Genomic DNA, 21,878 nt, shown 5'->3' on the forward strand with positions numbered 1-21,878 from the left:
GCCATTGTTTCAAAAACGGATACAGATCATGACCGAAGCCGCTCTCGCCCCCGAATCCCCGCACGCGCCGTCTGTCATTCGGCTGCTGCTAGGCAAGTTGGGCATCGCCTACGAAGAAGTGCTCGACCACCACGGCCTCAATGCATCGCGCAAGGTACAAGCCGTGTTGCTGGACGACGCCGTTGGCGCGCTGATGGTGCTGTTTCCGCAGAGCCAATTGCTGGATCTCAATCGCCTCGCCGAACTGACGGGCCGTCGCCTCACCGCCGTGTCCACCGAGCGCCTGGAAAAGATGCTCGGCAAACACAGCCTGAGCCTGCTGCCGGGCCTGCCAGCGCTGACCAGCTCGCCGTGCCTCTACGAAGAAAGCCTGCTGCGCGAACCGAAGTTGCTGATCAACTCCGGCGAGCCGGGCCTGCTGCTGGAAATCGCCAGCGAAGATTTCAAGACCATGCTGACCAAGGCCAGCGCCGCCAACTTCGGCGAAGCCCTGAGCAGCATCCGCCCGAACCTCGACCGCCCGGACGATGACCGCGAGGAAATCACCCAGGCCGTGCAAGCGTTCACCGCGCGGCGCATTCAGCAGCGTCTGGAAGCGACCATCGAGATTCCGCCGCTGGCCGAGACTGCGCAAAAAATCATCAAACTGCGCGTCGACCCCAACGCCACCATCGACGACATCACCGGCGTCGTTGAAACCGACCCGGCACTGGCCGCACAAGTGGTGAGCTGGGCGGCGTCGCCGTACTACGCCTCGCCGGGCAAGATCCGTTCGGTGGAAGACGCAATCGTTCGCGTACTCGGCTTCGATCTGGTGATCAACCTCGCACTGGGCCTGGCCCTCGGCAAGACCCTGAGCCTGCCGAAAGACCACCCGCAACACACCACGCCGTACTGGCAACAATCGATCTACACCGCCGCCGTCATCGAAGGCCTGACCCGCGCCATGCCACGCGCCCAGCGCCCGGAAGCCGGCCTGACGTATCTGGCCGGTCTGCTGCACAACTTCGGCTACCTGCTGCTGGCCCACGTGTTCCCGCCGCACTTCTCGCTGATCTGCCGCCACCTGGAGGTCAACCCGCACCTGTGCCACAGCTACATCGAGCAACACCTGCTCGGTATCAGCCGCGAACAGATCGGCTCGTGGCTGATGCGCTACTGGGACATGCCGGATGAGCTGGCCACCGCCCTGCGCTTCCAGCACGACCCAAGCTACGACGGCGCCTACGCCGAATACCCGAACCTCGTCTGCCTGGCCGTGCGCCTGCTGCGCAGCCGCGGCATCGGTTCCGGCCCCGACGAAGACATCCCCGACGCGCTGCTTGAGCGCGTCGGCCTGACCCGCGACAAGGCCAACGACGTCGTCAGCAAAGTGCTTGAGGCTGAAGTGCTACTGCGCGAACTGGCCTCGCAGTTCAGCCAGGCCTAAACGCAATCGCGAGCAGGCTCACTCCTACAAGGTTTAGGTAATCCCTGTAGGAGTGAGCCTGCTCGCGATGAATCCACCACGGTCCAACTGACCGCATCAAGCTTTCGGCTTAGCCTTCCTCGGCACCAAATACTTCATCAACCCCTGAAACCACATCACCAGCGCCGGATTACCCTTGAGCTGGATCGACTTGTCCTGAATGCCCTGCATAAACGCCAGCTGCTTGTTCTTCGCCTGCATCGTCGCAAAGCCATAACCGGCATCTTTAAACGCAATCGCAAACGCCGGCTCCGCCACCACGCCAGACTTGCTGGTGATGCGCTGATCCTTGACCACGAAATGCCGCGCCACTTTCCCGTCCAGCGTCTGCAGCTGAAACACCAGATCCTTGTCACCCAACTGCTGCTGGAACGCAGGATTTGTCCGGCTGGCCTTACCCATCAACAAACCCATCATCCACAGAAGAAAACGAAATTTCATGCGCACAGCCTCAAAAGGAAAATGAACGGCCGGGGCAGTGTAAGGGATTCGGACGATAACGCCAGTATCTGCCGCTGTTGGAAGAGGATACGGACCATTTCCCGCACGATGACCGCCAAGTCACGGTTCAGCGCTCGCCCCCTGATCGTTCCCCCGCTCCGCGTGGGAATGCATCCCGAGCCGCTCCGCGTCTCACTACTCACCTTTCCTACACCTGTTGAAACACATCCCTGTAGGAGCCGGCGAAGCCTGCGATCTTTTGATCTTCCGCCCCGCGAATCTATGGGAAATTTCCTGCAAAGTGCGGTGCTGTCCATGAACTAGGCGAGTTGGCTGGCTATCGATAGGCTCTGTGTGTCGCCGCAAAATCGGTGACTCGGACGTGCAAGTCCAGACTCGTCATGCATTCAGTTATGGCTATTCGCCGAGTGTTTTCCTATGCTCGCGAACTGTTATGGCGGCTGTGTATGGGAGGCCTTCGGGTCTGCCGGTTTCCGAGTCCGGTCTTGCACACCTATACACAGCTGCCACCCTTTCGAAGCAAGCGAAACGGTGTTGGCTCCATAACTCGGAAAATACCTATGATCAAACCAACACCCAATCCCCCCGAAAACCCGGACGTTTCGCCCTACGAAACCCTGGAATCAAAGAAATTCCACGAAGCCGCCGAGCGCGCCCTCGACCACCATTTCAAACCAGCCGTCGATCCACATCCCAAACGTGAGAACGGCCTCTTCAAACTCTCCCCCGGCACCGACGCCGAAGCCCTCATGGCCAACGCCTCCGAAGACCTCCTGTCCATCAGCGTCATCGCCTGCGACCTCGCCGACGACCTCCACGGCTCTCGCCGCTCGGTGGCGCTGGCCCTGAGCAGGATGGCGGACGGGGTGAGATTGATGGTGGAAGGGACGCTCGACCAGATTGAAGTGCGAAGCGTGGCGGCCAAGCCGTAGCGAGATTTGCGGATGAAAAAAGGGGACGTTAAGTCCCCTTTCTGCAACTACCTGTAAAAACCCAGACACAAAAAAGCTGCCAATCACGGCAGCTTTTTTGAGAATCCTAAACCGTCAGCCAGCCAGTCGACCGACTGGCTCAAAATCAGCATCTTTGGCTAATGCAACATCCAGAAAACGGCTGCGCTTACCGGAACGCTTGGCCAAAACTTCACGAGCTTCAGCCTGGAACCGGACAGCCATCATAGGCTTGGGTTCATGTTTGGACTTTTTCATGGAAACCTCTTGGGTCTCGAAATTTGACTGGATCGCCCTGTCTGGCGGCGCCACCCGCCCCCTTGATTCTTGGGCCTGGATAATCAATGTCAATTTTGAAGGTCGAGAGAGTAGCGATATTTGAAAGCTCTTGAATAGCCACCGGAAACACTCCGACATTGATTATCTGATCGAAGCAAACCGCAGGTTCTATCCCTGTCGCTGAATCAGCACGCATCGGCGAGACGGGATTGACTACCAATAAAGGGACTTTAAGCCCCCTTTCTGATCCTCAACAACAACGACTAACGAAAGTCCTCTGCGCTTTTCTGGCGTGTTTCCAACCCCCGGAGCGCCGCCCGGTTTATGTAGGCATTCCCTCCCTCACCGCAATACTGCCGGAACACCGCCTTGTCGTCCTTGAGCACCGTCAGATAACTCAGAAAGGCTTGATTAACGAGGTAGGTATAAGCACCGTTTTTGAACTTGATGATGTTCAAGTTCACGCTGCCTTCCGAAGCGTTCACGACAAAGAATTTGCCCTTGGGCGGCAAAGCCGTCTTCGGATAGATCATCTCTATTTTGCTCGGCACGCCGTAGCGGTACTGAACAAAACCGGCCGTGGGCTTGCTGTTTCCCCGAGCACAAACGGAAACCGTCTTACCACCCTCCAACGGGCAACTGAAGTAAATGTCTTCGTCATCTGAACACAACGTTCCATCCTGCCCGCCCTTCAAAGGCGCTGTTTCTTGCGAGACGCGTTCTGGTATTTGAGTGACATCGGCGCAATTGGACAAACACACCAGCTTCGAAAGCTCCGGAACATCACTTTCAGTAAACAGGTACGTCGCTGAACCGTCACGGTTGCGGGCGTGGTAAACGGGAACACTGACGGCCAGCCCCTTGGCTGATACGGGCACTGCCTTGTCTTTTCCTGAGACCACCCAGCCCTCAGCACCACCGCACAACGCCTCCAAGGCAACGTCGCTGAAGGGTTCTTTCGTTGGCACTGCGAACGGCTTGGCATCACCTCGGCAGTCGTAGCCGTGCCAGTAGGGCCCGGTGTTCGGATTAATGTCTATCGAGAAAATATAGGCGCCGTCGAGTACTACTTTTCCACTGTCATAGGTAAAAACCAGCCAACGTCGGGACTTTGCCTGGGAGTAGTTTTCATTCTCCAGGATGTAACGCTTGCCATCTCGATACAGCCAGAAACCACTCATTGCCCCGGCCGACTCTGCTTCCTCGGAGAAACGTTGTCCGGAGATTGCGTCCACAAGAACGTTATCTTTCAGCGCCAACGCGCAGCCGCTGTCGGCCTCCATGCATGACTTGAGGGACGGGAACATCGGCCCCGCAGCCACAGAGAAAGAACACAGCAATAACGCGATCAAGCCTAATCTTTTCAACTTGCTTCCCTGCTCATGATTTACGGTTCTGATTGAACAGACTTCTTTCTTCAGCCCAGTTCTCTGCGTTTTAAAGCGAGTAATCCATCACTTCTTCCAACCGCCAGCATTGCCCACGGACAAACCGATACTCGAAGACGTAGTCGGTATCTGGCTTCTGCAGGATCGCAATTGCCTTGTCGCCCCGCTCTTCCTTGACGGTCAACGTCAGGCCCTCGGCCTCTCGCTTTGCTTGATTCGGAATGATTGGAAACTTGAGCTGATCGCCGCTGAGGCTGCGCTTTTCCATTTCGGGTTCGGGATCGCCGGCCACAGTTGTAACCATTTTCAGTGGCTGCTGGACGAAGGATTTCTGTACATCGGCGCGCTCGGAGAAGGCTGTGAGAAATGCTGCAAAGTTGGTCGAAGGGCAAGCCGTGTCGGCCGAGTCGTCATTGGTTTTGATTGGTTTCTGACGGTTGTCCTGATCCAGTTTTGAATCAGCAATCATCTTCGCATCCTGAATGGCCAAAAACTTCTTAATACTTGCCGCGTCTTTGTATGCGCACTCCACGTCTACCCCTTTATCCAAGTCACGACCTTCATAACAGTTCTGCAATTCAGGGGGATAGGCATTGCCGCGAAAAAATTCCAAAGACAGCCGACCTCCACTCTCGACGAGGTGCAACTCCTGGGTTGAATAGGAAACGCCCCGAAATCCGCTGTTCGACTCACGTGACTCCGTCAGAACAAACATGGACTTCCCCGCCCGCTCAGGGAATTTGCGCTCAAAAAAGAACACCGAGGCGATCTGCTCGCCTTCGACCTTCCACACATAATTCAACGAAGGCGTCACCGCATTTATGGGTGCATAGAAAATTTCGGCATCAGGCACGTGAATCACCCTCTCCAGATCTTTAAGGTTGTTCTTCAAAAAGAACACCGTGATCTTTTGATCGCCTACGGAAGCAACTACTGGTGGATGCAACTCACCAATGGTTTGTGGATCCTCCGCCAATGACGGCTGAGCCGACAGGCCAACCATGAGCCCGAACGCACCCATACAACTTAAGAGCTTGGCCAATTCCACTCACTTCCCTGTTGATCAATCTTCAAATGATTACGCTGATGGTTTTACGATGATTCAGGCGCGCCGCATTTCAGCTCTTTGATTTGCTCATTCTGAATCGGTATCACACACGCGAGGCGCTTCTCTCCGAGCCCGCGAAGCTCAGTCAAACTCAGCGTCACGTGCAACCCATCCTCGGCAAACACATGATCCTCAAACCCGGCATCGGCATAGTCCGTCCAAAATGCCTTGCCCTCGAAACTGCAAAACCGCTTGAAGGACAGCACTCTCCAACCGCCGTTGGGCGCCAGAATCTGCACCGTCAGACATGGGCTGCCAAAGGTGCTGACATAACGCGCGACGACATCGCCAAAGCGCTGGGAGCCAGACAGGTACACCTTGTTCAGATCGACCACATTACCCGGCTCATCAGTGACGATTGTGTCCAGGTAAGCCGCACGCTCCAGACTCATTCTGGCCATGCAGTTGTTGATCGTCGTGACATGCGCTGCCACCCCAGGCTCGATTTCCGTGGCTTCAAGCGGGCATGTGGTGTCGCGTAGCTTGATCCAGGCGCGCTGAGACTCTCTGGCCATGGCGACCAGTGCCTTGCCCTGCTCAGGGTCGCGCCGTTGTTGAGCCTCAAACCGTCCCAGCAGCTTCTTGTAGCTGGCATTGAGCTGTGTGTCGGCTTCTTTGCGAGCTGCCTCCACACACCGATCGACCTGGGCGCTCACGGTGATTTCTTTGCAGTCGTCCTCGGCCATCGCACAGGAGGCAAACAGGCATCCAAAGGACAACGCGATAAAACGCGCAAACATGTTCAATTTTTCATTCCCTGAATGACGGATCGCTCAACGACACGTTGAGGTATTTTCTGCGTCTTGCCGTCGGCGCTCATCGCGTCGCGGTACTGGCTGTAATAGCGCTGCGCTTCGTCTTTGCGATCGAGACGCCAGAGTGAATCGGCGATGTTCAACATCAGTACCGTGCGTTTACCAACGGCCTCAACGCCGCGATAAAACTTCAGCGCCAGCTCATCGTTACCGCCCTCGGCCAGATAAAAACCCAGGTCGTTGTACGCCTGAACATTTTGCGCTGGGGGATGGCACGCCATGTAGGACTCTGGACTCAAAAAAGTCAGGCTCGATTCGATGGAGTCAGCGCGGGACTGCGCAGCTTTGATGGTCGAGATATATTTCAACCAGTCCTTCGGGGACTCCGTTTCCAGGCTAGGTGTGAGGACTTCGCCATCTTCCGAAAACCACTGATTACCCACCCATTTGCCGAGACAAAAACGAGGCGAACGCTCGGCCAGCACGCAACCGGTTTCCATGGAGATCACATCGCAATGCTGTTGCGACACGAGTTTTTCTTCTTGATTCTCGTCCGACAACATGCCGAAGACCACCGGGTCGAGCAATAAGGTTTTCTTGTCAGGACTGAGCCAATCCGAGTGCCCATCAGCGCCAACATCGGCACTGAAGAGCGGGAAGGTTTTTCCGTTGGCGGTGAACCATGCGGTCGCCGAATCCACACCGGGCATCGTCCATTTTGTCGCTCTAAAGGTCACGGTGTGTCCGTCGATGCCGACTATCGGTGGATCCTCGGCAAAGGCACTTGTGGCGGCAAGAAAGCTGCCGATCATCAACACCCACTTAAGGCTGGCCATAGACGATCCTCTTCACCGCCGGGCTTTCTGACATTAACTGTCTCTTCGTAACGCCATAGGCCTTGATCAGCTCTTCCCGAGATCCCTTCGAGCCAAAAGAGCGTTGGTTATTATCGAAGCTGTATTGCTCCAATCGCCCTGCTGTCGAGTAATAACCGTGCCACTCCGCGCAGGCACCGCAACCGCCATATCCGCCTATAGAAACAAGACTGCCCTTGGTGCCTTCCACGCAATCCATCGCCACAACAACATTGCTCAACATTTTCGTCTTCGCACCGTCGGAAGTGAGTTGTGAAACTTTGCTGATATCGCGTCGAACCACCTTGCTACCGATGTTGATGGTCTGGTCGGAGCAGACCGGGATGACGTGGGTTTGCGTACCATCCACCGTCACCGATCGGCAAGACGACACCAACACCACTTCAACACCGCCGCACTGCATGACATCGCGTTGGGTGTAAGCATCCGTCGGCGCGGCGAAGGCTGGGGAAGAGAAAAACCATGCCAGGCTCCCGGCGAACAAAAGCTGATTCATTGAGAAATCCTTTTCGCCGTTAGCCGGCCTTTTGTTTTGTCAGGCACTTTGCATAGCCGTCCGCAAACTTGGCGTCGAATGACAACGCCACCGGTTCATCCAACTCGGCCGAGGTGTTGAGCAATTCGTGAGTAGCCGGGGTGTATTTGATCCAGCCGATTGTTCCGGTGCCGTCGGTGTCAAAAAACAGCTGAGCGCGCACTACTTCACCGTCGTCCTCGTCGATCAGCAAATTGACCTTGTCCTTGCCGACATAACGAAACGGAAAATCGCTGCTCCTGACAAGCTCAGTAAGGTAGCCGTAGCAACTCCCTTCGCTGGCAATCGCGGGCAGTGAATGAGGTAAAAGCGAAAGCGCAATCAGCACAGGCCGAATGAAAAACCGGTTCATCCACTCACTCCTCATCCATCGGCGACGATTCCACGTCGGTCATGCTCAGCAGCCGGAATTCGTTGCTCACAAACTCGTAGTAACGATCCCGGTTGCCGCTCTCCAAAGCATTCCCCTGCGCATCTTCTTCGCCGTCGAGCGTGATGCCGGACACGATGATCAAGCGGCTGTCGGGCTGGTAAACCATGCCGAACGTGCTGCCGTCGTAAGCATTCGGCAGACCTCCAACCACTTCACCGGTCTGGGCGTCCAGCACTTCGCCGCAAATGGCGCTGCCGCCACAACCGAGCCTGTGCAGGATGTAATGGCCGGCGAAGTTGACCTTGCCTTTCAGGGCTTGCACCCGTGCCTGATCCATCATTGGGCTGCTGTTTTCTTGCGGCACCAGCTTATGGTTGGGGCCGGTGAAAACTGGCGTGACGGTGTAATCCTTGAAGGCTGGATCGGCAGCGAATGCCATGGACGCGGCAGCCAATATCACGCTGCCGAGAAGAACCGAAAATCCTTTCACGCTGTAGCTCCATCGACGCAATTCATTGTGGGTGAGTTCATTCGAAGGCAATGCCGCGCACCGCTTTTCTGATCTGCTCGAACCCTTCGTTGCTGATCGCCAGCGGGGCGGATGAACCCGATTCCGCCGAGCCGATCAGCACGTCTTTGCCCCTCAGCAGGCAAAAAGCGATGCGGGTAATGCGCCGTCGTGACTTATCGTGGAAACCGAAGATGAAACCCGAAGAACTCTCCCCGCCCCATTGTTCGAAGGTGTAGGTGTTCGCACGACCCGCCAGAGAGTTGGGCACCCAGCCCTTATCGGTAAGGGTCGCCGGGCACCTGCGGTCGTTGTCGTCACGCAGGACTTGCACCGCAAATGCATCGTCTACCGGGGGTTTCCAATCGGTGAGAAGCGAAAAGTACTCCGAGTTTTCACACATCAAACCAAACCACGGCTGGCTCAGGTCACCGTGTTTCTCGAAGTGCCAGTCGGCACCACTCGACGTCTGCGCTTGCCACAAGCTGGGGGCGCTTGACGATTTGGGCAGTTGTTTGGCTGCGATAAATACCGAATAGAAATCGTCGAACTTCAACCATTGGTCCTGCAGCAACGGCATGGAAAACCGACACGCCCCCATGTCGACAACTGTCTCGGTCGGGCCTTGGGCAACCGGCGACTGACCGGGTTCGTTACCGACCAACACAGCAGCTGCGGCGGTCACATAACCCATCTGTAAAAGCACGACCAGACCAATGATCAATTCGCGGAGGCATCGTAGTTTCACGTCACATCCTTCGAATTGATCAATTCCAACTCACCATCCCGATACAACACCTCGCACCCCACCCACGCCGGATCCACCCGCGGCATCACCGCCGAAGGCTTGCGCAACTCCCGCAGCAACGTCGAGCCATGCGACAAGCGCCCACCCATCCGCGCAATCACCGCCCGCGCTGTTTGATAGTGCGCATGTCGCCCCGGGTCGAGGGTGTCTTCGAGCAAAATATCCTCGCCCAGAATGCCCTGCACCTGCCCCGGATAAATCATGAACCCGGTGGCCTGCTCCGCACCTTCGCGACCGTCCTGCCAGAAGCTGCCGTCGCGGGTGCGCACGTCCGGATGCGGCGCAAACCAGTGTTCGCGATCCGCCAGCGGCATGGCGTGGTGCAGGCGGAAGAAGATTCGCATGAGATTGTCGCGATACCACTCGCGCACTTGCAGGTAGTAACCGCGCAGGCCCGGCAGGCCGGTCGAATGCGCGAGGCGGATCAGCCCTGACCATTGCGGGAATGCCTGTAACGGCAGTTCGCTCGACGCAGGCCGAGGGGTGCCCGGATCAGTTTCCCACGGCAATCGATGTGGACTGTTTTCAAGGTTGTCATAAGCGGTCGGCGGGCGGCCCAGCCAATCACCGCCGCTGCTGGCCAGCGCCGTGGCGATGCACAGATTGCCTTGCACGACGAACACGTAAAACCGGGTGAACCAGTCCGCCAGTTGTTGGCCATCGGCGCCTTGGGCGACAAGTTCGGCCAGTTCCTGATCGAAGCGCTGCAAGCCATTTTCAAGGTTCAGCAAATGGCCGCGAGCCCTGCGTTGCATACGCAAAAACAGCGGCAACGAACGCAGCATTTTGAGCGGTTGCCACGGCAGATGCGGAGTCGCCCCGCCAACTTCACCGGCGTAGTTGCTGGCGCTGATGCCCCAGTCGGCCAGCCGGGCAAGAAACAGATCATTGTTGATGTAGGACGCGCCGCCGAACACCGCGGTGAACGGCTCGTTGTCCTGCAACACCCGCGCATCCCAACGCGCCATGATCGCCGGGATACTCGCTGCCGCGCGGCGCTGGGCGTATTCCACCAGAACGCTCGGTTGCGGCGGCAGGATCTCGGCGATGTTGGCGGCAGTCAGGTGGCGGCGCCAGCCGTAATCGCTGATTGGCCGGTATTGCAGCAACCACAGTTGCGCGCCGTCCCAGGCCCATTCGACGTCGCCGGGCACGTAGTGGAACACTCGTAAAACACCCTGCAGAAACTGCCAGAGCCGCTCTTCGGTCAAGCCGTGAGATGGCGTGAACGTGCCGCTTCGCCAGGCATCGCCAACCCGCGAAAGCGTCGCGCGCTCAGGACTGACGTGACCATCGGCCAGCAACTCCAGATGGCCTTCAACCCATTCGAGCTCTACCGACAGATGCCGCACAAACGCGATCCCGGAAACCACCGGAGTGATGAAGCGCTGCACCACCACTTCCTCGACGCCTTCGGCCGTCAGTTCGGCAATGCGTTTCGGCACATTGGCGGTCGGCTCGCGCAGATAGGTTGTGCTCAAACCGGCATTCGCCGAATCGGCCTGATCTTCACCGTAACTGGAGGAGCGCACCGCCCAGGTCACATCAGGTTGGGCGGCGAGAAACGCAGGCAGACGCGGATCAGCGCAATCGTTGAGCGTCAGCGCTGCCGGCACCGCTTGCCGCGCCAGTTCGGCCAGACGCAAACGCCCGCCCTTGGTGTGCGCGACAAACCCGCGCTCGCCCGACTCCAGCCACTGTGCGAACTGCGCGGGCGAGTCGATCCACGGGTAATGACCCCAGCCGGGTTGGAGGCTGATGGTCAGATCGGCGCGGGCGAGAATCGCCGACCATGCCGCCGCTTGCTCGATGCCGAGCACAGCGTCCTGATCGCCCCAAACCAACTCGACCGGATCGGTGATCCACTCCAGCAGTGGCAGCGCGGTATCGGCGCGAATCAGATCCCAATGCGGCACAAACGCACGGCAGCGCACATAGCCGGCGCCCATGCGTTGGTACTGCGCGGGCGTCCAGGTCTGATTGGAAAACTTGCGCGCGAACAGCGTGGGTTTGTTCGACAGCAGCCAGTGAATGGTCTTGCGAATCGGCAGTGGCGACATCAGTGCCGGTAACCGCCGCTGCCACAAAAACGCCCCCACCGGCGCCAACAAAACGCTGCGGGAAAAGTGCCCGGGCCGACGCTGCAACGCGTGCAGCACCAGCAACGCATTGACCCCGACCGCCATGATCGCGCAGCCCTTCTGCGTCATCGCCAGCAAGGTCTGCGCGTAGTCCGCCAGATCCTCGCAGGGTGGCTGCGGGTTGGCGCCGAAGCCCGGCAACTCCAGCGGCACCACGTCGTAGCGCTGGAAGTGTAGCAGCGCGTCGTCCCACCAATCGGCAGCGCTACCGTTGCCGGCCAGCAGGTACATCAACGGCTTGCTCATGAGCGATCCTCAGGTCAGGTCGCGCAGAGCGGCGTCGAGGGTTGGATAGCGGAATGTGTAGCCGGCCTCGGTCAAACGCTGCGGCACCACGCGCTGACCGTCGAAGAACAACTGCGCCATCTCCCCCGCCAATGCACGCACTGGCGCGGCGGGAATGTGCAACCACACCGGACGCTTGAGGATTTTGCCGGCCTGCTCGGCGAACGCTGCCTGACTCACCGTTTCCGGCGCAACCATGTTGTAGGTGCCGCGCAGAGTGTCGTCGTTGAACGCCCGCGCGATCACCTGAAGCACATCGTCGCGATGCACCCAGCTCATGATCTGCCGACCATCGCCCATGCGCCCGCCGAAACCCAAGCGAAACGGCAGCAGCAACGGTGTCAACGCACCGCCGGGGCCGAACACTACGCCGAGACGCAGCACTACCTGACGCACGCCAAATTCCGTAGCCGGTTGCGCGGCGGCTTCCCAGCGCGCACAGAGTTCGGCCATGAAGCCGTCACCCTTGCTCGCCCGTTCATCGAGGCTTTCGCTGGCATCGCGCACGCCGTAGAAACCGATGGCCGAAGCCTGAATCCACAGCGCGGGTTTGTGCTTGGCGTTCTTCAGCCAGGTCATCAACGCTTCGGTGGTGCCGACTCGGCTGGCGAGCAATTGCGCCTGACGTTTGGGAGTCCAGCGTGGGCCGGCGACAGGGGCGCCGGCGAAATTGATCACTACGTCGAAGGCTTCGTCATGACTGAGTTCGATGAGCGAATGCACACAGCGGACGCGGCCGTTGAATAGATTGGCCGCGCTCAACGGATTGCGCGTCAGTACGCTGACCGAATGGCCCGCGTCGAGTAATTGATTGACCAAGGCTTTACCGATGAACCCAGTGCCGCCGGTGATCAGCACACGTTTGAAAGCGCCGCCGGCAAACGGATTGGATTGGCTCGGTGCCTTTACTGAAGGAGACTTCCGACGGTCATACCGATAGAGCCAGAACAACGGAGGCAACAACACCAGCAATGCAAAACCATCTAGCCATAGATGCGACCAAACCTGTTGTTGCGCTGAGAGCCACATGTCCTGCGGCGCCCATAACAGGATGCCGGCGCTCAACCAGCCCCAGACTGCCGGGGTTTTCAAGCGATTGCCCAAGTGCACCAGCGCGAGCATGTACAACGAATAACTTTGCAGCGTCGCGCCGAACAGCGCGAGCCACCAGACTTGTTGTTCGTGGCCGGCAGCGGGTACCGCATCGGCGCCCCAGAATGCGAGTTCGAGGGTGTGCAGATAGCCGTCGAGTAATCCGGAGTGACCGGCCCAAGTCAGGGTGAGGCCGGCGAGAATGTGCACGATTGCGGCGGCGTACAGCCAGAGCACTAACGCGGGGCGAAGGGAGTTCGAGGGGGCTGGCATTCCGTGTCCTGAGCGCATTCCTTGGGGGTGGGGAGTTTAAAGGAAAATCGCAGTCGTCAGACGCTCAAAAACTAAACGTTTTACCGGACGTATTCAGACTCAACGAATGCGAAAACGCATCAGACATGACCCGGCATTTCAGATGCAGTGACTGGCCTTGATAGGTTCAGCGCCCTGCGATCCCAATCGCCCCACGTTGAAGATGCCCAACTGATTACCTTTGTCAGCCGCCATCTGATAACAGGCTAACGCCCGCGACATATCCTTCGTTCCAAACTCGCCACCTTCAAAGGTCGAGGCCAGATAATTCATCGCATCAGCTGAGCCCATGGAAATAGCACGAATAACCTGCTCTTTTGCCTGCTCGGGATGGAGGCAAGGGCCGTTATAGTCAGTGGAGTTTCCTGAACAAAGAAACGTGGCATAGGCCAGCGCGCCACTTGGTATTTTCGAGGCCGCTTTGAACAGCGCCTCAACCTTCGGGGTTTCCAACTGAGACGCCATTTGCGAAAGGCTTAGGCTTGCCGCCGACAGGCTCGCCTGTGCGTCACCCGACTCTGCAGCACACACAAAATTTTCCAGCGACGCTTCAATCAACTCCACCGTCAGCGGGTATTGCTCAAGAAACCCTAGCCCGCCCAACGCTTCTGCACGCTGATAACAGAAGTTCTCGGCGCGGCTCATTCCCGGGTTATCTGTTGCGACAAGATCTTTCTCACTGATCGACCAATCCTCAATCCCCTCAAGCACCCAGCACGCCTGACGAGAGAAGTTGAAGATTTTCACATTGCTGTTACCCGCCCGTTTATCCACAACGTTGACGTGACTGTCATCGACCTCTTCGATCTCGACTCCAGGTGTCTTGCCGGGTGTGATGGCGGCCATCAGCGGATAGGTGAACGTTGTTCCACTGACACCCGAGGTCGAAGGCTCAAAGGTACTACGTTCCTTTCCCGCCACCGGCTTCAACACCAGCGACTTGACCGTCATTGCAGTGAGACGGCGTTGTGATTCGCTGTTGGCGGAAAACGCAGTCAGGAAAACAGGGAACTCCCCCGAAGGACAAGCGCCGCTGGCTGGCGCCGTTGAAGTGCTCTTATCGGAAGCAAGAGCAGGGACGATCTTGTCCAGATACGCCGAACGCTCACGACTCATTCTGGCGATGCACGAGTTGACAGCGAACACATGCGCCGGCATCCCCGTCTCGATTTCGAATGCCTCCAAAGGGCAGTTCGCATCGCGCAATTTCAACCACGCACGTTGCGACTCTTTGACCTTCGCGGCGTACTCCGCGCCCAATGCCGGATCTGCTCGATAGTCAGATTCAAGTCGCGTCATTAGCTGCTTGTAGCTGACATTCAACTGCGCATCGGCAGCCTTCTTCTCCGCCTCCGAGCAGGGCACCATTTCCGGGCTTGAGGTGACATGGCTGCAGTCGTCCTGCGCATAGGCAGCTGAAACTGGCAGCAGCAGCGCGGCTAGCAGGGTAAAAACAAAACGGTTCACGGTGTTCATCCTTGAGTCATTCAGGTTTGCATTTGGTGAATCGGGTGGTGCATTGGTCTGGCCCGTTCATTCCCCAGTAAGTGCTGAGCAACGCTTTACGTTTTTTGTCGACGCGCAGGTTAACGAAGCCATCGCCGCAGTCCGGCTGTAACTCTTCGAAGGTGCCGGATTTGGGACCAATGCCGTGTCGACCCCTTTGACGGGACTCAATGTGGTGGTTTCAGCTAACGCCGGCATCGTCCAAGTCAGACCGATTAGTGATGCCGCTAGAGGGTGGAACTGCATTTACCCGCCCTACTCCCACCTGCATCCGGAATCCCGGGAGTGCAAACGGGTCGTTGCAACATCAGGGATAGTTGATGGCGACAAGGCAGGAAATGAACACGCTGGTGAAAGGGGAGGTGCGGACTTAGCCAGAGGCACATCCGTCACCTTTCCCCTTGGAATAAACCAAATTTACTGATCGACAAGTTCGATCAGAGTGAGCTTCTTGCCATCGAACTCGTAGAAGCGCTGCCGGTTACCCTCCTCGAGGTCGTTACCCGCTACATCCACTTCCGGATCGGCCGCTACACCCATAATCTCGAGCAATTTGCTGTCTGGCTTGTAGACGGCCGCGTAAGGTGCGGTACCGTCATTTCCGATGATGTAGTAGGCATTAGGAAAGGACGTAACAACCTGCCCCGTTTTCACGTCAAGAATTTCGCCACAGATAGACCCGCCGCCACAGCCGTTTGCGTAAACAACATAATGGCCTGCAAAATTTACCGGTTGCTTGATAGCTTTCTTGCGCCCCTCAGCCCAGCTTTTATTTTCATCACTGGCAACAGCATCGTGATGTTGCCCCTTAAAAACCTCGTCGACTTTATAGTTTTCGAACCGCGGCACATCGGCCTTGGCAAAACACGAGAAGAGAAAAAGCGCGCCCAGCCAAAACAAGCGGGACGCTGATAACTTACTTGCCATTGTTTTTTGACTCCTCGAGAACACGAACCATGTCAGCCGGCAAAATGTGAGCGGTATTGAGACCGTCGCCCGCATAATACGACTGTCCCTCAAAGCTTGCGACCCTCGCCAGCATCACCGGTTTGCCGTCTTTCATTTCGATGTTTCCGTGCTCATCTTTCTTCGGCACCGGGCTAATGGTCTTGCCCTTTCTTACACCTGCCGAGGCGAATTCCAAGGCCCAGGCATAGGCAGCTTTTTCGACGTCACCATCGCCTTCCAGATACTGGATGAATGCCTTGCGCTTAACTTTTATCAAGTATTCCTCAAAAATCTTGTCCTGAGTCTCTTCGTCAAACTTAAGCGTGGAAGCAAGTTCGAGCTTTTTCACAGCACCATTGATCGTATCAGGAACCATTTGATAGCGACCCGCCGCAAAAATATCCCGATCCTTCTGTTTCTGCTGTAGTTCAGCGATGGTCAACGTAGTCAAATCAGTTTTATAAAACGCTTTTAGTCCACCCTTGGTCTTGTTGTAAGCCGTGTAATCATTATTCGACTCAACGCTCGCGAGCAAATTAGCAAACGCACTGTGCGCCCAACCTTTTCCAGGCACGGCAAACTTCATGAAATTATTGACGAACGCAATCGGGTGAAAATGATAGACCTGTTTCGGAAGAGGCATCTGTAACGCACCCGCCAGCTCATCCCAAAAAACAAGATTATCAATCCGATCTTTTTCATGTTCCAGCAACTTTGGCGATTCAGCGAGCAGTTGATCAAGACGACTCCATTTGGGCTCGGAAGACTTCGCCTGCCACTCGGTGGGGTGGTAAGCAATCAACTTTGTCCATTTATCCCGGAACTCCACATTCTTCAATGCCGAGTTCAAGTCCGCGGAGGTAACTTCACCATCTTTGTCGCCCAAAGCGTCGAGTTTCGCATGGAGCTCCTTGAAAAAAGGCGGCATCGAGTCCGGATCAAGAAAACCATCTGAATTCTCATCGCCCTCTTTGACAACCGCATATCCCAACTTTGCCCAATCATGTTGAGATATCAACTGAGCACCTGAAGACGTAAAGGTAACATCTGCCTTTTTGATCAGGCCCGTCAGCTTTTTATCTTTCTCTGTAACGGTCGGCTCATACCACTCAACCCCTTTTGAGTCTTTGAACACAGAAACCGATCCCATAGGAACTATATGTTTGGACTCAAGGGTCGCAGGCTGTCCCGTGGACGCCTTACTGGCAAGTACCGTGCCCGCCGGCAGATTCAGGTAACTCATGCCAATTTTCAGGGCAGCTTCATTCTGCAAGAATTTATCGAGGCCGGTATCACTGGTGAATATCTCAATATGAGCGTGATATTTGCTAGAGATTGAACCCTCAACTTTCCCGAGGTTCTCCTGCAAGCCTAAAAACCCTATTGGATGGCCTGCTTTTATCGCTGCTTCGCAAGCAATTACCTTATCGAATTCGGCAGGTGTGACTTCGGCCCACGTGACCATCCGACCGTTACCGATATCTTCGACGCTCGCCCAGAATGTTGACGGAACCGTTCCTGCGCCTCTCAAACCGCCAGACATGCAGGTGCACTCAGCCATGCGAACCAGAGAACTTCCAACCTTCAGATTAAATACTTTGGTGCCGTCGAATTTAATTTCACTGTTCAAACAAAGGGCCATTTCTCCCAGCGGTTCACCAGCACTTTCACCGTTAGCAACCGCTTTGGGCGCTGCGAACAAAGGCAATCCGTTGGGGGCGCTGACACGAGCCTTAACCAGCCCCTTCCAATAGCCTGGCCGGGTTCGTTCCGGCGGTAATATTGCGCTCCAGATCGCGGTGTCTTTTTTATTCTTGACTGCCACACCGTCTTTCTTATAAGCAAACCAGGATTCTTCCCCTAATTTCCTGTTAGGCACCTTGCCACTTAACAACTTGCCTCGTGCGTAAGTGATACCGTTACTGGCAAGCTTTTCTTCTAGAACTTCAAAGACAGATCCAGCAGAAATCAGCCCATACTTCACGCATTCCGGACCTTCCTCAGAATCACTGCGGGCAGTAAAATCTCCCACCGTGAACTTTATCTTCGGCTTACCCAACTCCTCCTCTGTAGGCAAGTAGCCTTTATAGGGCATCAAGTGCATATAAAGACTGAAAAATACCAGCTTATTTTGTTTACCTTTGTTCGGGCCTTCTTCCGGGTTAGCGGGCGACTTGTAGTCATGGCGAACCAGGCAGAAAGAGTTAGAGTATTTAAGCTTGGCCGGTTTATCTCCAGCGTACTCCGACTGCAAATAATCTTCGTTGAGGCGATAGGCTACAACCACACCATCCGCCATGCATCGAACAGGCTCATCTTTCACACAGTAGGATGCACTGGCATTACTAATATGAATGCCACCGTGCCAAAAGTTATAGCTACCCAAAAGGTATTGACCTGAGGTCTCATTTTCGATGGCGGTATACAGTTCATTGGCACTGTCGAACTGTTTCCCATCAGCCTTCCTTATGGGGAATTGAAAATTTAGAACAGGCTCCGGTCCAGCAGGCTTTGGCGCAGGAGCGGGCGTAGGTGCAGGTTGTTCCGCTGCGCCGGTTCTATACTCTTCTTTAGCCCTGAGAAACTTTGTAGGAATGGGCCAGTAGAAGGCCGGATCTTTAGTGCCAAAATAAGTAAATGACGGCCCTTTCCTCGTCTGGGCGCCGAAGAATTTGCCTGCGGTACCGGTGGGATTAACGTCAACAACAATACCGGTGTGAAATAACTTGGCCCCACCACCCAGCGGATCTTCATTAATCCAAAGAGCGATATCGCCTTTCTTGACGTCGGGTGGCACCACGGTCGTGTAATAAGTGGAGTCCACCATTACACGTGTGTCTTGATACGGGATTTTGTAGCCAGCCCCCGTCAGCAATAAATTAACCATGTGCGAGCAGTCGATTAACTTATTACCGGCCGCATTTGTTTTTATGCCATCGCCACCCATCTTGTACACGTAGCCACGGTTTTCGTAATTACCCGTTAAATCTAATGGTTCTGTCATTTCTGCATCCTGCAAATCAATAGCAATGGCTGGATTCTGTGGCGTCAGCGGTTTGCGATTTCAATCTGGTTAAATTACTCAGGGCGATGGCATTTCCTTTACTGGCGGCCAAGCGATAGCAATCCAGTGCTCTGGAGGCATCCTTGGTTACCAATCTACCGGTCTCGAATGTATCACCCAGTTTATTTTGAGCATCGGAAGAGCCCATCGATGCGGCGCGAATCAATTCCCTTTCTGCTTCTTCAGGATGCTGACAAGGGCCCTCGGGGTCTGTGTCATTGCCATAACAATAGAATGTGGACAATGCAGAAGCTCCGCTTGCCAGAGTAGTAGCGGCGGCCTTGAACAGGGCTTCGACCTTCTCTGTTTCCAATTGAGAAGCCATTCCGGAAAGGCTCAGACTGGCAGCACTGAGACTTGCCTGAGGATCGCCGGAAGCTGCTGCACACAGGTAGTTTTCCAATGCAGCTTCAAAGAGTTCTCCGGTCAGGGAGTATTTGTCCAGGCCACCAAGGCGCCCGTAAGTTCGCGCACGCTGATAGCAAAAGTTCTCGGCGGTACTCAGGGTCGGCGTGGTCGCTTCAACAAGGTCTTTATCATTGATCGACCAGTTCTCGACGCCCTCGAGTACCCAGCATGCCTGACGAGAAAAATTGAAAATCTTGATGTTGCTGTTACCCGCTCGCTTGTCCACAACGTTGACGTGACTGTCGTCGATCGTTTCGACTTCAACCCCGTCTGTCTTGTCTGTGGCTAAAGGTGCCATCAGCGGAAACGTCAATGTGGAGCTGTTGATCTCCGTCGTTTGCGGCTCAAGAGCTCCCCCCTCTCCTTCGGGTTTCAAAACCAGCGACTTCACCGTCATCGCAGTCAAACGCTGCTGAGTTTCAGCATTTGCAGAAAACGCCGGCAGAAACTGGGAAAAATCCTCGGACGGACATTCATCCGCATAAGCGCTGCCATGAAACAGGCTCAACAGCGACGCGGTGAAAACCGCTATCGCGATGCCATTGCTCTTCTTCAAAACACCATTCATGTCGATCACTCAGAAAACACAAAAAAAGCCTTCGGCTTAACCTTCTCAGGCGGCGCATTCAACAACGCCTGATCCATCAAACTCCCCGCCTTATCCTTATCTGCCGCCCCCGGCAGCACCGGCGGTTTAATCCCGATCCCTGTGCCGGAGCCAGCCGAGCCACCGGCATTGATCTTGATCACCGGCCCAACCACCGTAACCCCACCGCCATCAAGCTTGATAAAGCTCCCACCCCCAAGAATGGTCAGCTCCGTCCCCGCCTCAATAACGATCTTGTCCCCAGCCTTGAGGTGAATCTCTTTCCCCACGCTGGTCAGTTGCGCAGTCCCGAGCTTCACATGCTGGTTCTGCCCAATCGTGAGGTGATCATCCAGCTTCGCTTCAACCTTGCGATCGGAGATCGTGGTGCGGTGTTCTTCAGCCTTCAGCTCTGTGTAAGTGTTCTTCACCACCGTGTCATGGCGTTCATTCCCGACCCGAATCTTCTGGTCATGCTCAACGTTCTCATCCCAATCGCGCTGCGCATGAATGTAGATCTGCTCCGCACCTTTCTTGTCTTCAATGCGCAGTTCGTTGTAGCCGCCACCACCCGGTGAGCTAAGCGTTTTGAACACGCTGCGCGTCTTGTTCGCCGGCAGTGCGTACGGCACCGGGTTTTCCTTGTGGTACAGGCAGCCGGTCACCAGCGGTTGGTCGGGGTCGCCTTCGAGGAAGGTGACGAGGACTTCCATGCCGATGCGCGGAATGCTGATGGCGCCGTAGCGGTCGCCGGCCCAGGAGCTGGAGACGCGCAGCCAGCAGCTGGTTTTGTCGTCGGCGAGGCCTTCGCGGTCCCAGTGGAATTGCACTTTGATGCGGCCGTACTGGTCGCAGTGGATTTCTTCGCCTTTGGGGCCGGTGACCATGGCGGTCTGGCTGCCGAGGACGCGTGGTTTCGGGTGTTCGAGGGCCGGGCGGTAGAACACGTCCCACGGGGTGGCGAGGAAGGTGTTGCGGTAGCCCTGGTGGAAATCGTCCTTGTTGTCGGTGGTGTCGCTGGTCACGCCTTCTTCGAGGACTTGCGGTTGTTTGCCTTCGTGGAAGATTTCGGTGAGCAGCCACAGGTCGTTCCACTCGCTGCGCGGGTGGTCGGACATGGCCATGAAGTGGCCGCTGACCAGTTTGGTCTGGTCGCCGCGACCTTCGGCCTGGCGGTAGTCGGCGCGATGGCGTTCGAGGGCGCGCTGGCTGAGGAATTTGCCACGGGCGCGGTCGATGAAACGGCCGGGGTAGTCGTAGTCTTCGAGATCCGGCTCAGTGCTCTCGCCTTCGGGTTTGTAGGCGGCTTCCATTTGCAGGCGCGGTTTTTCGAAGTCGTAGTCGCGGCGCGTGGTGCGGCTGGTGCGGGTTTCCAGGCGCAGTTTGAAGCCTTTGATCACCGGTTCTTCGGCGACCATGCCGCTGCCCTGCACGTACGCAGTTGGCTGGCCGAGGTCGGGGAACACGGTCTGGTCGTCGCCGAACACCAGCAGGTGGCCTTTGTCGCTGTGCTGGAAGTGGTAGTGAATGCCTTCCTCTTCGCACAGGCGCTGGACGAAGTGCAGGTCGGTTTCGTCGTATTGCACGCAGTAGTCGCGATCCGGGCACGGTTGGCTGAGCTGGAAGCTGTAGGCGTTGCCCTTGATGCCGTGTTCTTCGAGGATCAGCGCGATGATTTTCGGCGCCGACATCTGCTGGTAGATGCGCTGGTTGGTGCGGTGATGCAGGTATTGCAGTTGCGGCACCATCGACACTTTGTAGCGGGTCAGGCGCTTGCCGGCATCGCCTTGGGCGACGCGGTAGATCTGCCCGTGGATGCCCGAGCCTTGTGGATCGAACGCCAGGAAGGCCTGCTTGTGCAGCAGTTGTTCGAGGTCCAGATCCGGGTTTTCGCTGACCAGTTCGAGGTCGAAACGATACGGCTGGCTGATGCCTTCGGTGCCGGTGAACGACAGCACTTGCAGGTCGCCGACGTAGTCTTCGACCTTGAGGCTGAAGTGGGTTTCGTTAGCTGGGTTGAACATAAA

The 21,878-nt window shown here is 56.3% G+C and carries 19 protein-coding genes; 2 read left to right on the forward strand and 17 right to left on the reverse strand.

The genetic code is table 11. The features are described from left to right. The first annotated feature begins 28 nt into the window (after positions 1 to 28). Positions 29 to 1,429, forward strand: a complete 1,401-nt coding sequence (locus tag VY732_RS29060) for an aminoacyl-tRNA deacylase and HDOD domain-containing protein (protein WP_016985804.1) — start codon at positions 29 to 31, stop codon at positions 1,427 to 1,429. A 96-nt stretch (positions 1,430 to 1,525) separates the two neighbouring features. Here VY732_RS29060 and VY732_RS29065 read toward each other — a convergent pair whose 3' ends face one another. Beyond that, complete coding sequence (locus VY732_RS29065; protein WP_016985803.1) at positions 1,526 to 1,909, reverse strand: helicase; 384 nt, start codon at positions 1,907 to 1,909, stop codon at positions 1,526 to 1,528. A gap of 581 nt (positions 1,910 to 2,490) precedes the next feature. Here VY732_RS29065 and VY732_RS29070 point away from each other — a divergent pair. Continuing rightward, positions 2,491 to 2,862 (forward strand): DUF6124 family protein, encoded by a 372-nt coding sequence (locus tag VY732_RS29070; RefSeq protein ID WP_123376100.1) that lies wholly within the window; start codon positions 2,491 to 2,493, stop codon positions 2,860 to 2,862. Between the two features lie 114 nt (positions 2,863 to 2,976). On the opposite strand, the gene VY732_RS29075 is transcribed toward VY732_RS29070, so the two are convergent. The 16 genes from VY732_RS29075 to VY732_RS29150 form a co-directional block, all read right to left on the reverse strand. Then, complete coding sequence (locus VY732_RS29075) at positions 2,977 to 3,138, reverse strand: hypothetical protein (protein WP_331693109.1); 162 nt, start codon at positions 3,136 to 3,138, stop codon at positions 2,977 to 2,979. A 284-nt stretch (positions 3,139 to 3,422) separates the two neighbouring features. After that, positions 3,423 to 4,511 carry a hypothetical protein gene (locus VY732_RS29080; RefSeq protein WP_331693110.1) on the reverse strand — a complete coding sequence of 363 codons (1,089 nt, stop codon included), beginning with the start codon at positions 4,509 to 4,511 and terminating at the stop codon, positions 3,423 to 3,425. 85 nt (positions 4,512 to 4,596) lie between these two features. Next, complete coding sequence (locus VY732_RS29085) at positions 4,597 to 5,595, reverse strand: hypothetical protein (RefSeq protein ID WP_331693111.1); 999 nt, start codon at positions 5,593 to 5,595, stop codon at positions 4,597 to 4,599. Between the two features lie 44 nt (positions 5,596 to 5,639). Then, complete coding sequence (locus tag VY732_RS29090; RefSeq protein ID WP_331693113.1) at positions 5,640 to 6,395, reverse strand: lysozyme inhibitor LprI family protein; 756 nt, start codon at positions 6,393 to 6,395, stop codon at positions 5,640 to 5,642. Positions 6,396 to 6,397: 2 nt separating this feature from the next. Next, entirely contained in the window at positions 6,398 to 7,246 is an 849-nt protein-coding gene (locus tag VY732_RS29095) for a tetratricopeptide repeat protein (protein ID WP_331693114.1), read from the reverse strand. Next, on the reverse strand, positions 7,233 to 7,781 hold the full coding sequence (locus tag VY732_RS29100) for a hypothetical protein (protein WP_331693115.1): 549 nt from the start codon (positions 7,779 to 7,781) through the stop codon (positions 7,233 to 7,235). Before VY732_RS29100 ends, VY732_RS29095 begins: the two co-directional genes overlap by 14 nt. Before the next feature lie 19 nt (positions 7,782 to 7,800). Then, positions 7,801 to 8,172, reverse strand: a complete 372-nt coding sequence (locus tag VY732_RS29105) for a hypothetical protein (protein ID WP_052229375.1) — start codon at positions 8,170 to 8,172, stop codon at positions 7,801 to 7,803. A 4-nt stretch (positions 8,173 to 8,176) separates the two neighbouring features. Then, the gene (locus tag VY732_RS29110; protein ID WP_442968556.1) at positions 8,177 to 8,683 is read right to left on the reverse strand and encodes a hypothetical protein; all 507 of its coding nucleotides are present in this window, start codon (positions 8,681 to 8,683) and stop codon (positions 8,177 to 8,179) included. A gap of 37 nt (positions 8,684 to 8,720) precedes the next feature. Next, positions 8,721 to 9,449, reverse strand: coding sequence for a hypothetical protein (locus VY732_RS29115; RefSeq protein ID WP_331693117.1), 729 nt, complete (start codon positions 9,447 to 9,449; stop codon positions 8,721 to 8,723). Beyond that, positions 9,446 to 11,896, reverse strand: coding sequence for an alpha/beta hydrolase (locus VY732_RS29120; RefSeq protein WP_331693118.1), 2,451 nt, complete (start codon positions 11,894 to 11,896; stop codon positions 9,446 to 9,448). The genes VY732_RS29115 and VY732_RS29120 overlap by 4 nt, the downstream gene beginning before the upstream one ends. Before the next feature lie 9 nt (positions 11,897 to 11,905). After that, complete coding sequence (locus tag VY732_RS29125) at positions 11,906 to 13,300, reverse strand: TIGR01777 family oxidoreductase (protein WP_331693119.1); 1,395 nt, start codon at positions 13,298 to 13,300, stop codon at positions 11,906 to 11,908. 138 nt (positions 13,301 to 13,438) lie between these two features. Beyond that, positions 13,439 to 14,806, reverse strand: a complete 1,368-nt coding sequence (locus VY732_RS29130) for a lysozyme inhibitor LprI family protein (protein ID WP_331693120.1) — start codon at positions 14,804 to 14,806, stop codon at positions 13,439 to 13,441. Between the two features lie 456 nt (positions 14,807 to 15,262). Continuing rightward, complete coding sequence (locus tag VY732_RS29135) at positions 15,263 to 15,772, reverse strand: hypothetical protein (protein ID WP_331693121.1); 510 nt, start codon at positions 15,770 to 15,772, stop codon at positions 15,263 to 15,265. After that, a complete protein-coding gene (locus VY732_RS29140) occupies positions 15,762 to 18,797 on the reverse strand; it encodes a hypothetical protein (RefSeq protein WP_331693122.1) in 3,036 nt (1,011 codons plus the stop codon). Before VY732_RS29140 ends, VY732_RS29135 begins: the two co-directional genes overlap by 11 nt. 16 nt (positions 18,798 to 18,813) lie before the next feature. Beyond that, positions 18,814 to 19,833: a tetratricopeptide repeat protein gene (locus VY732_RS29145; protein WP_331693124.1), complete on the reverse strand. Its 1,020-nt coding sequence runs from the start codon at positions 19,831 to 19,833 to the stop codon at positions 18,814 to 18,816. A gap of 5 nt (positions 19,834 to 19,838) precedes the next feature. Next, a complete protein-coding gene (locus VY732_RS29150; protein WP_331693125.1) occupies positions 19,839 to 21,875 on the reverse strand; it encodes a type VI secretion system Vgr family protein in 2,037 nt (678 codons plus the stop codon). Between the last annotated feature and the right edge of the window lie 3 nt (positions 21,876 to 21,878).

It is taken from the genome of Pseudomonas sp. ZY71, from assembly GCF_036542145.1.
Taxonomy (GTDB): Bacteria; Pseudomonadota; Gammaproteobacteria; order Pseudomonadales; family Pseudomonadaceae; genus Aquipseudomonas; species Aquipseudomonas koreensis_A.

Bases quoted from the DNA above. Each gene is read 5' to 3' on its own strand.
- VY732_RS29090 (WP_331693113.1), bottom strand. From the start codon at position 6,395: ATGTTTGCGCGTTTTATCGCGTTGTCCTTTGGATGCCTGTTTGCCTCC.
- VY732_RS29120 (WP_331693118.1), bottom strand. From the start codon at position 11,896: ATGAGCAAGCCGTTGATGTACCTGCTGGCCGGCAACGGTAGCGCTGCC.
- VY732_RS29060 (WP_016985804.1), top strand. From the start codon at position 29: ATGACCGAAGCCGCTCTCGCCCCCGAATCCCCGCACGCGCCGTCTGTC.
- VY732_RS29150 (WP_331693125.1), bottom strand. From the start codon at position 21,875: ATGTTCAACCCAGCTAACGAAACCCACTTCAGCCTCAAGGTCGAAGAC.
- VY732_RS29100 (WP_331693115.1), bottom strand. From the start codon at position 7,781: ATGAATCAGCTTTTGTTCGCCGGGAGCCTGGCATGGTTTTTCTCTTCC.
- VY732_RS29065 (WP_016985803.1), bottom strand. From the start codon at position 1,909: ATGAAATTTCGTTTTCTTCTGTGGATGATGGGTTTGTTGATGGGTAAG.
- VY732_RS29105 (WP_052229375.1), bottom strand. From the start codon at position 8,172: ATGAACCGGTTTTTCATTCGGCCTGTGCTGATTGCGCTTTCGCTTTTA.
- VY732_RS29125 (WP_331693119.1), bottom strand. From the start codon at position 13,300: ATGCCAGCCCCCTCGAACTCCCTTCGCCCCGCGTTAGTGCTCTGGCTG.
- VY732_RS29070 (WP_123376100.1), top strand. From the start codon at position 2,491: ATGATCAAACCAACACCCAATCCCCCCGAAAACCCGGACGTTTCGCCC.
- VY732_RS29140 (WP_331693122.1), bottom strand. From the start codon at position 18,797: ATGACAGAACCATTAGATTTAACGGGTAATTACGAAAACCGTGGCTAC.
- VY732_RS29145 (WP_331693124.1), bottom strand. From the start codon at position 19,833: ATGAATGGTGTTTTGAAGAAGAGCAATGGCATCGCGATAGCGGTTTTC.
- VY732_RS29095 (WP_331693114.1), bottom strand. From the start codon at position 7,246: ATGGCCAGCCTTAAGTGGGTGTTGATGATCGGCAGCTTTCTTGCCGCC.
- VY732_RS29135 (WP_331693121.1), bottom strand. From the start codon at position 15,772: ATGGCAAGTAAGTTATCAGCGTCCCGCTTGTTTTGGCTGGGCGCGCTT.
- VY732_RS29075 (WP_331693109.1), bottom strand. From the start codon at position 3,138: ATGAAAAAGTCCAAACATGAACCCAAGCCTATGATGGCTGTCCGGTTC.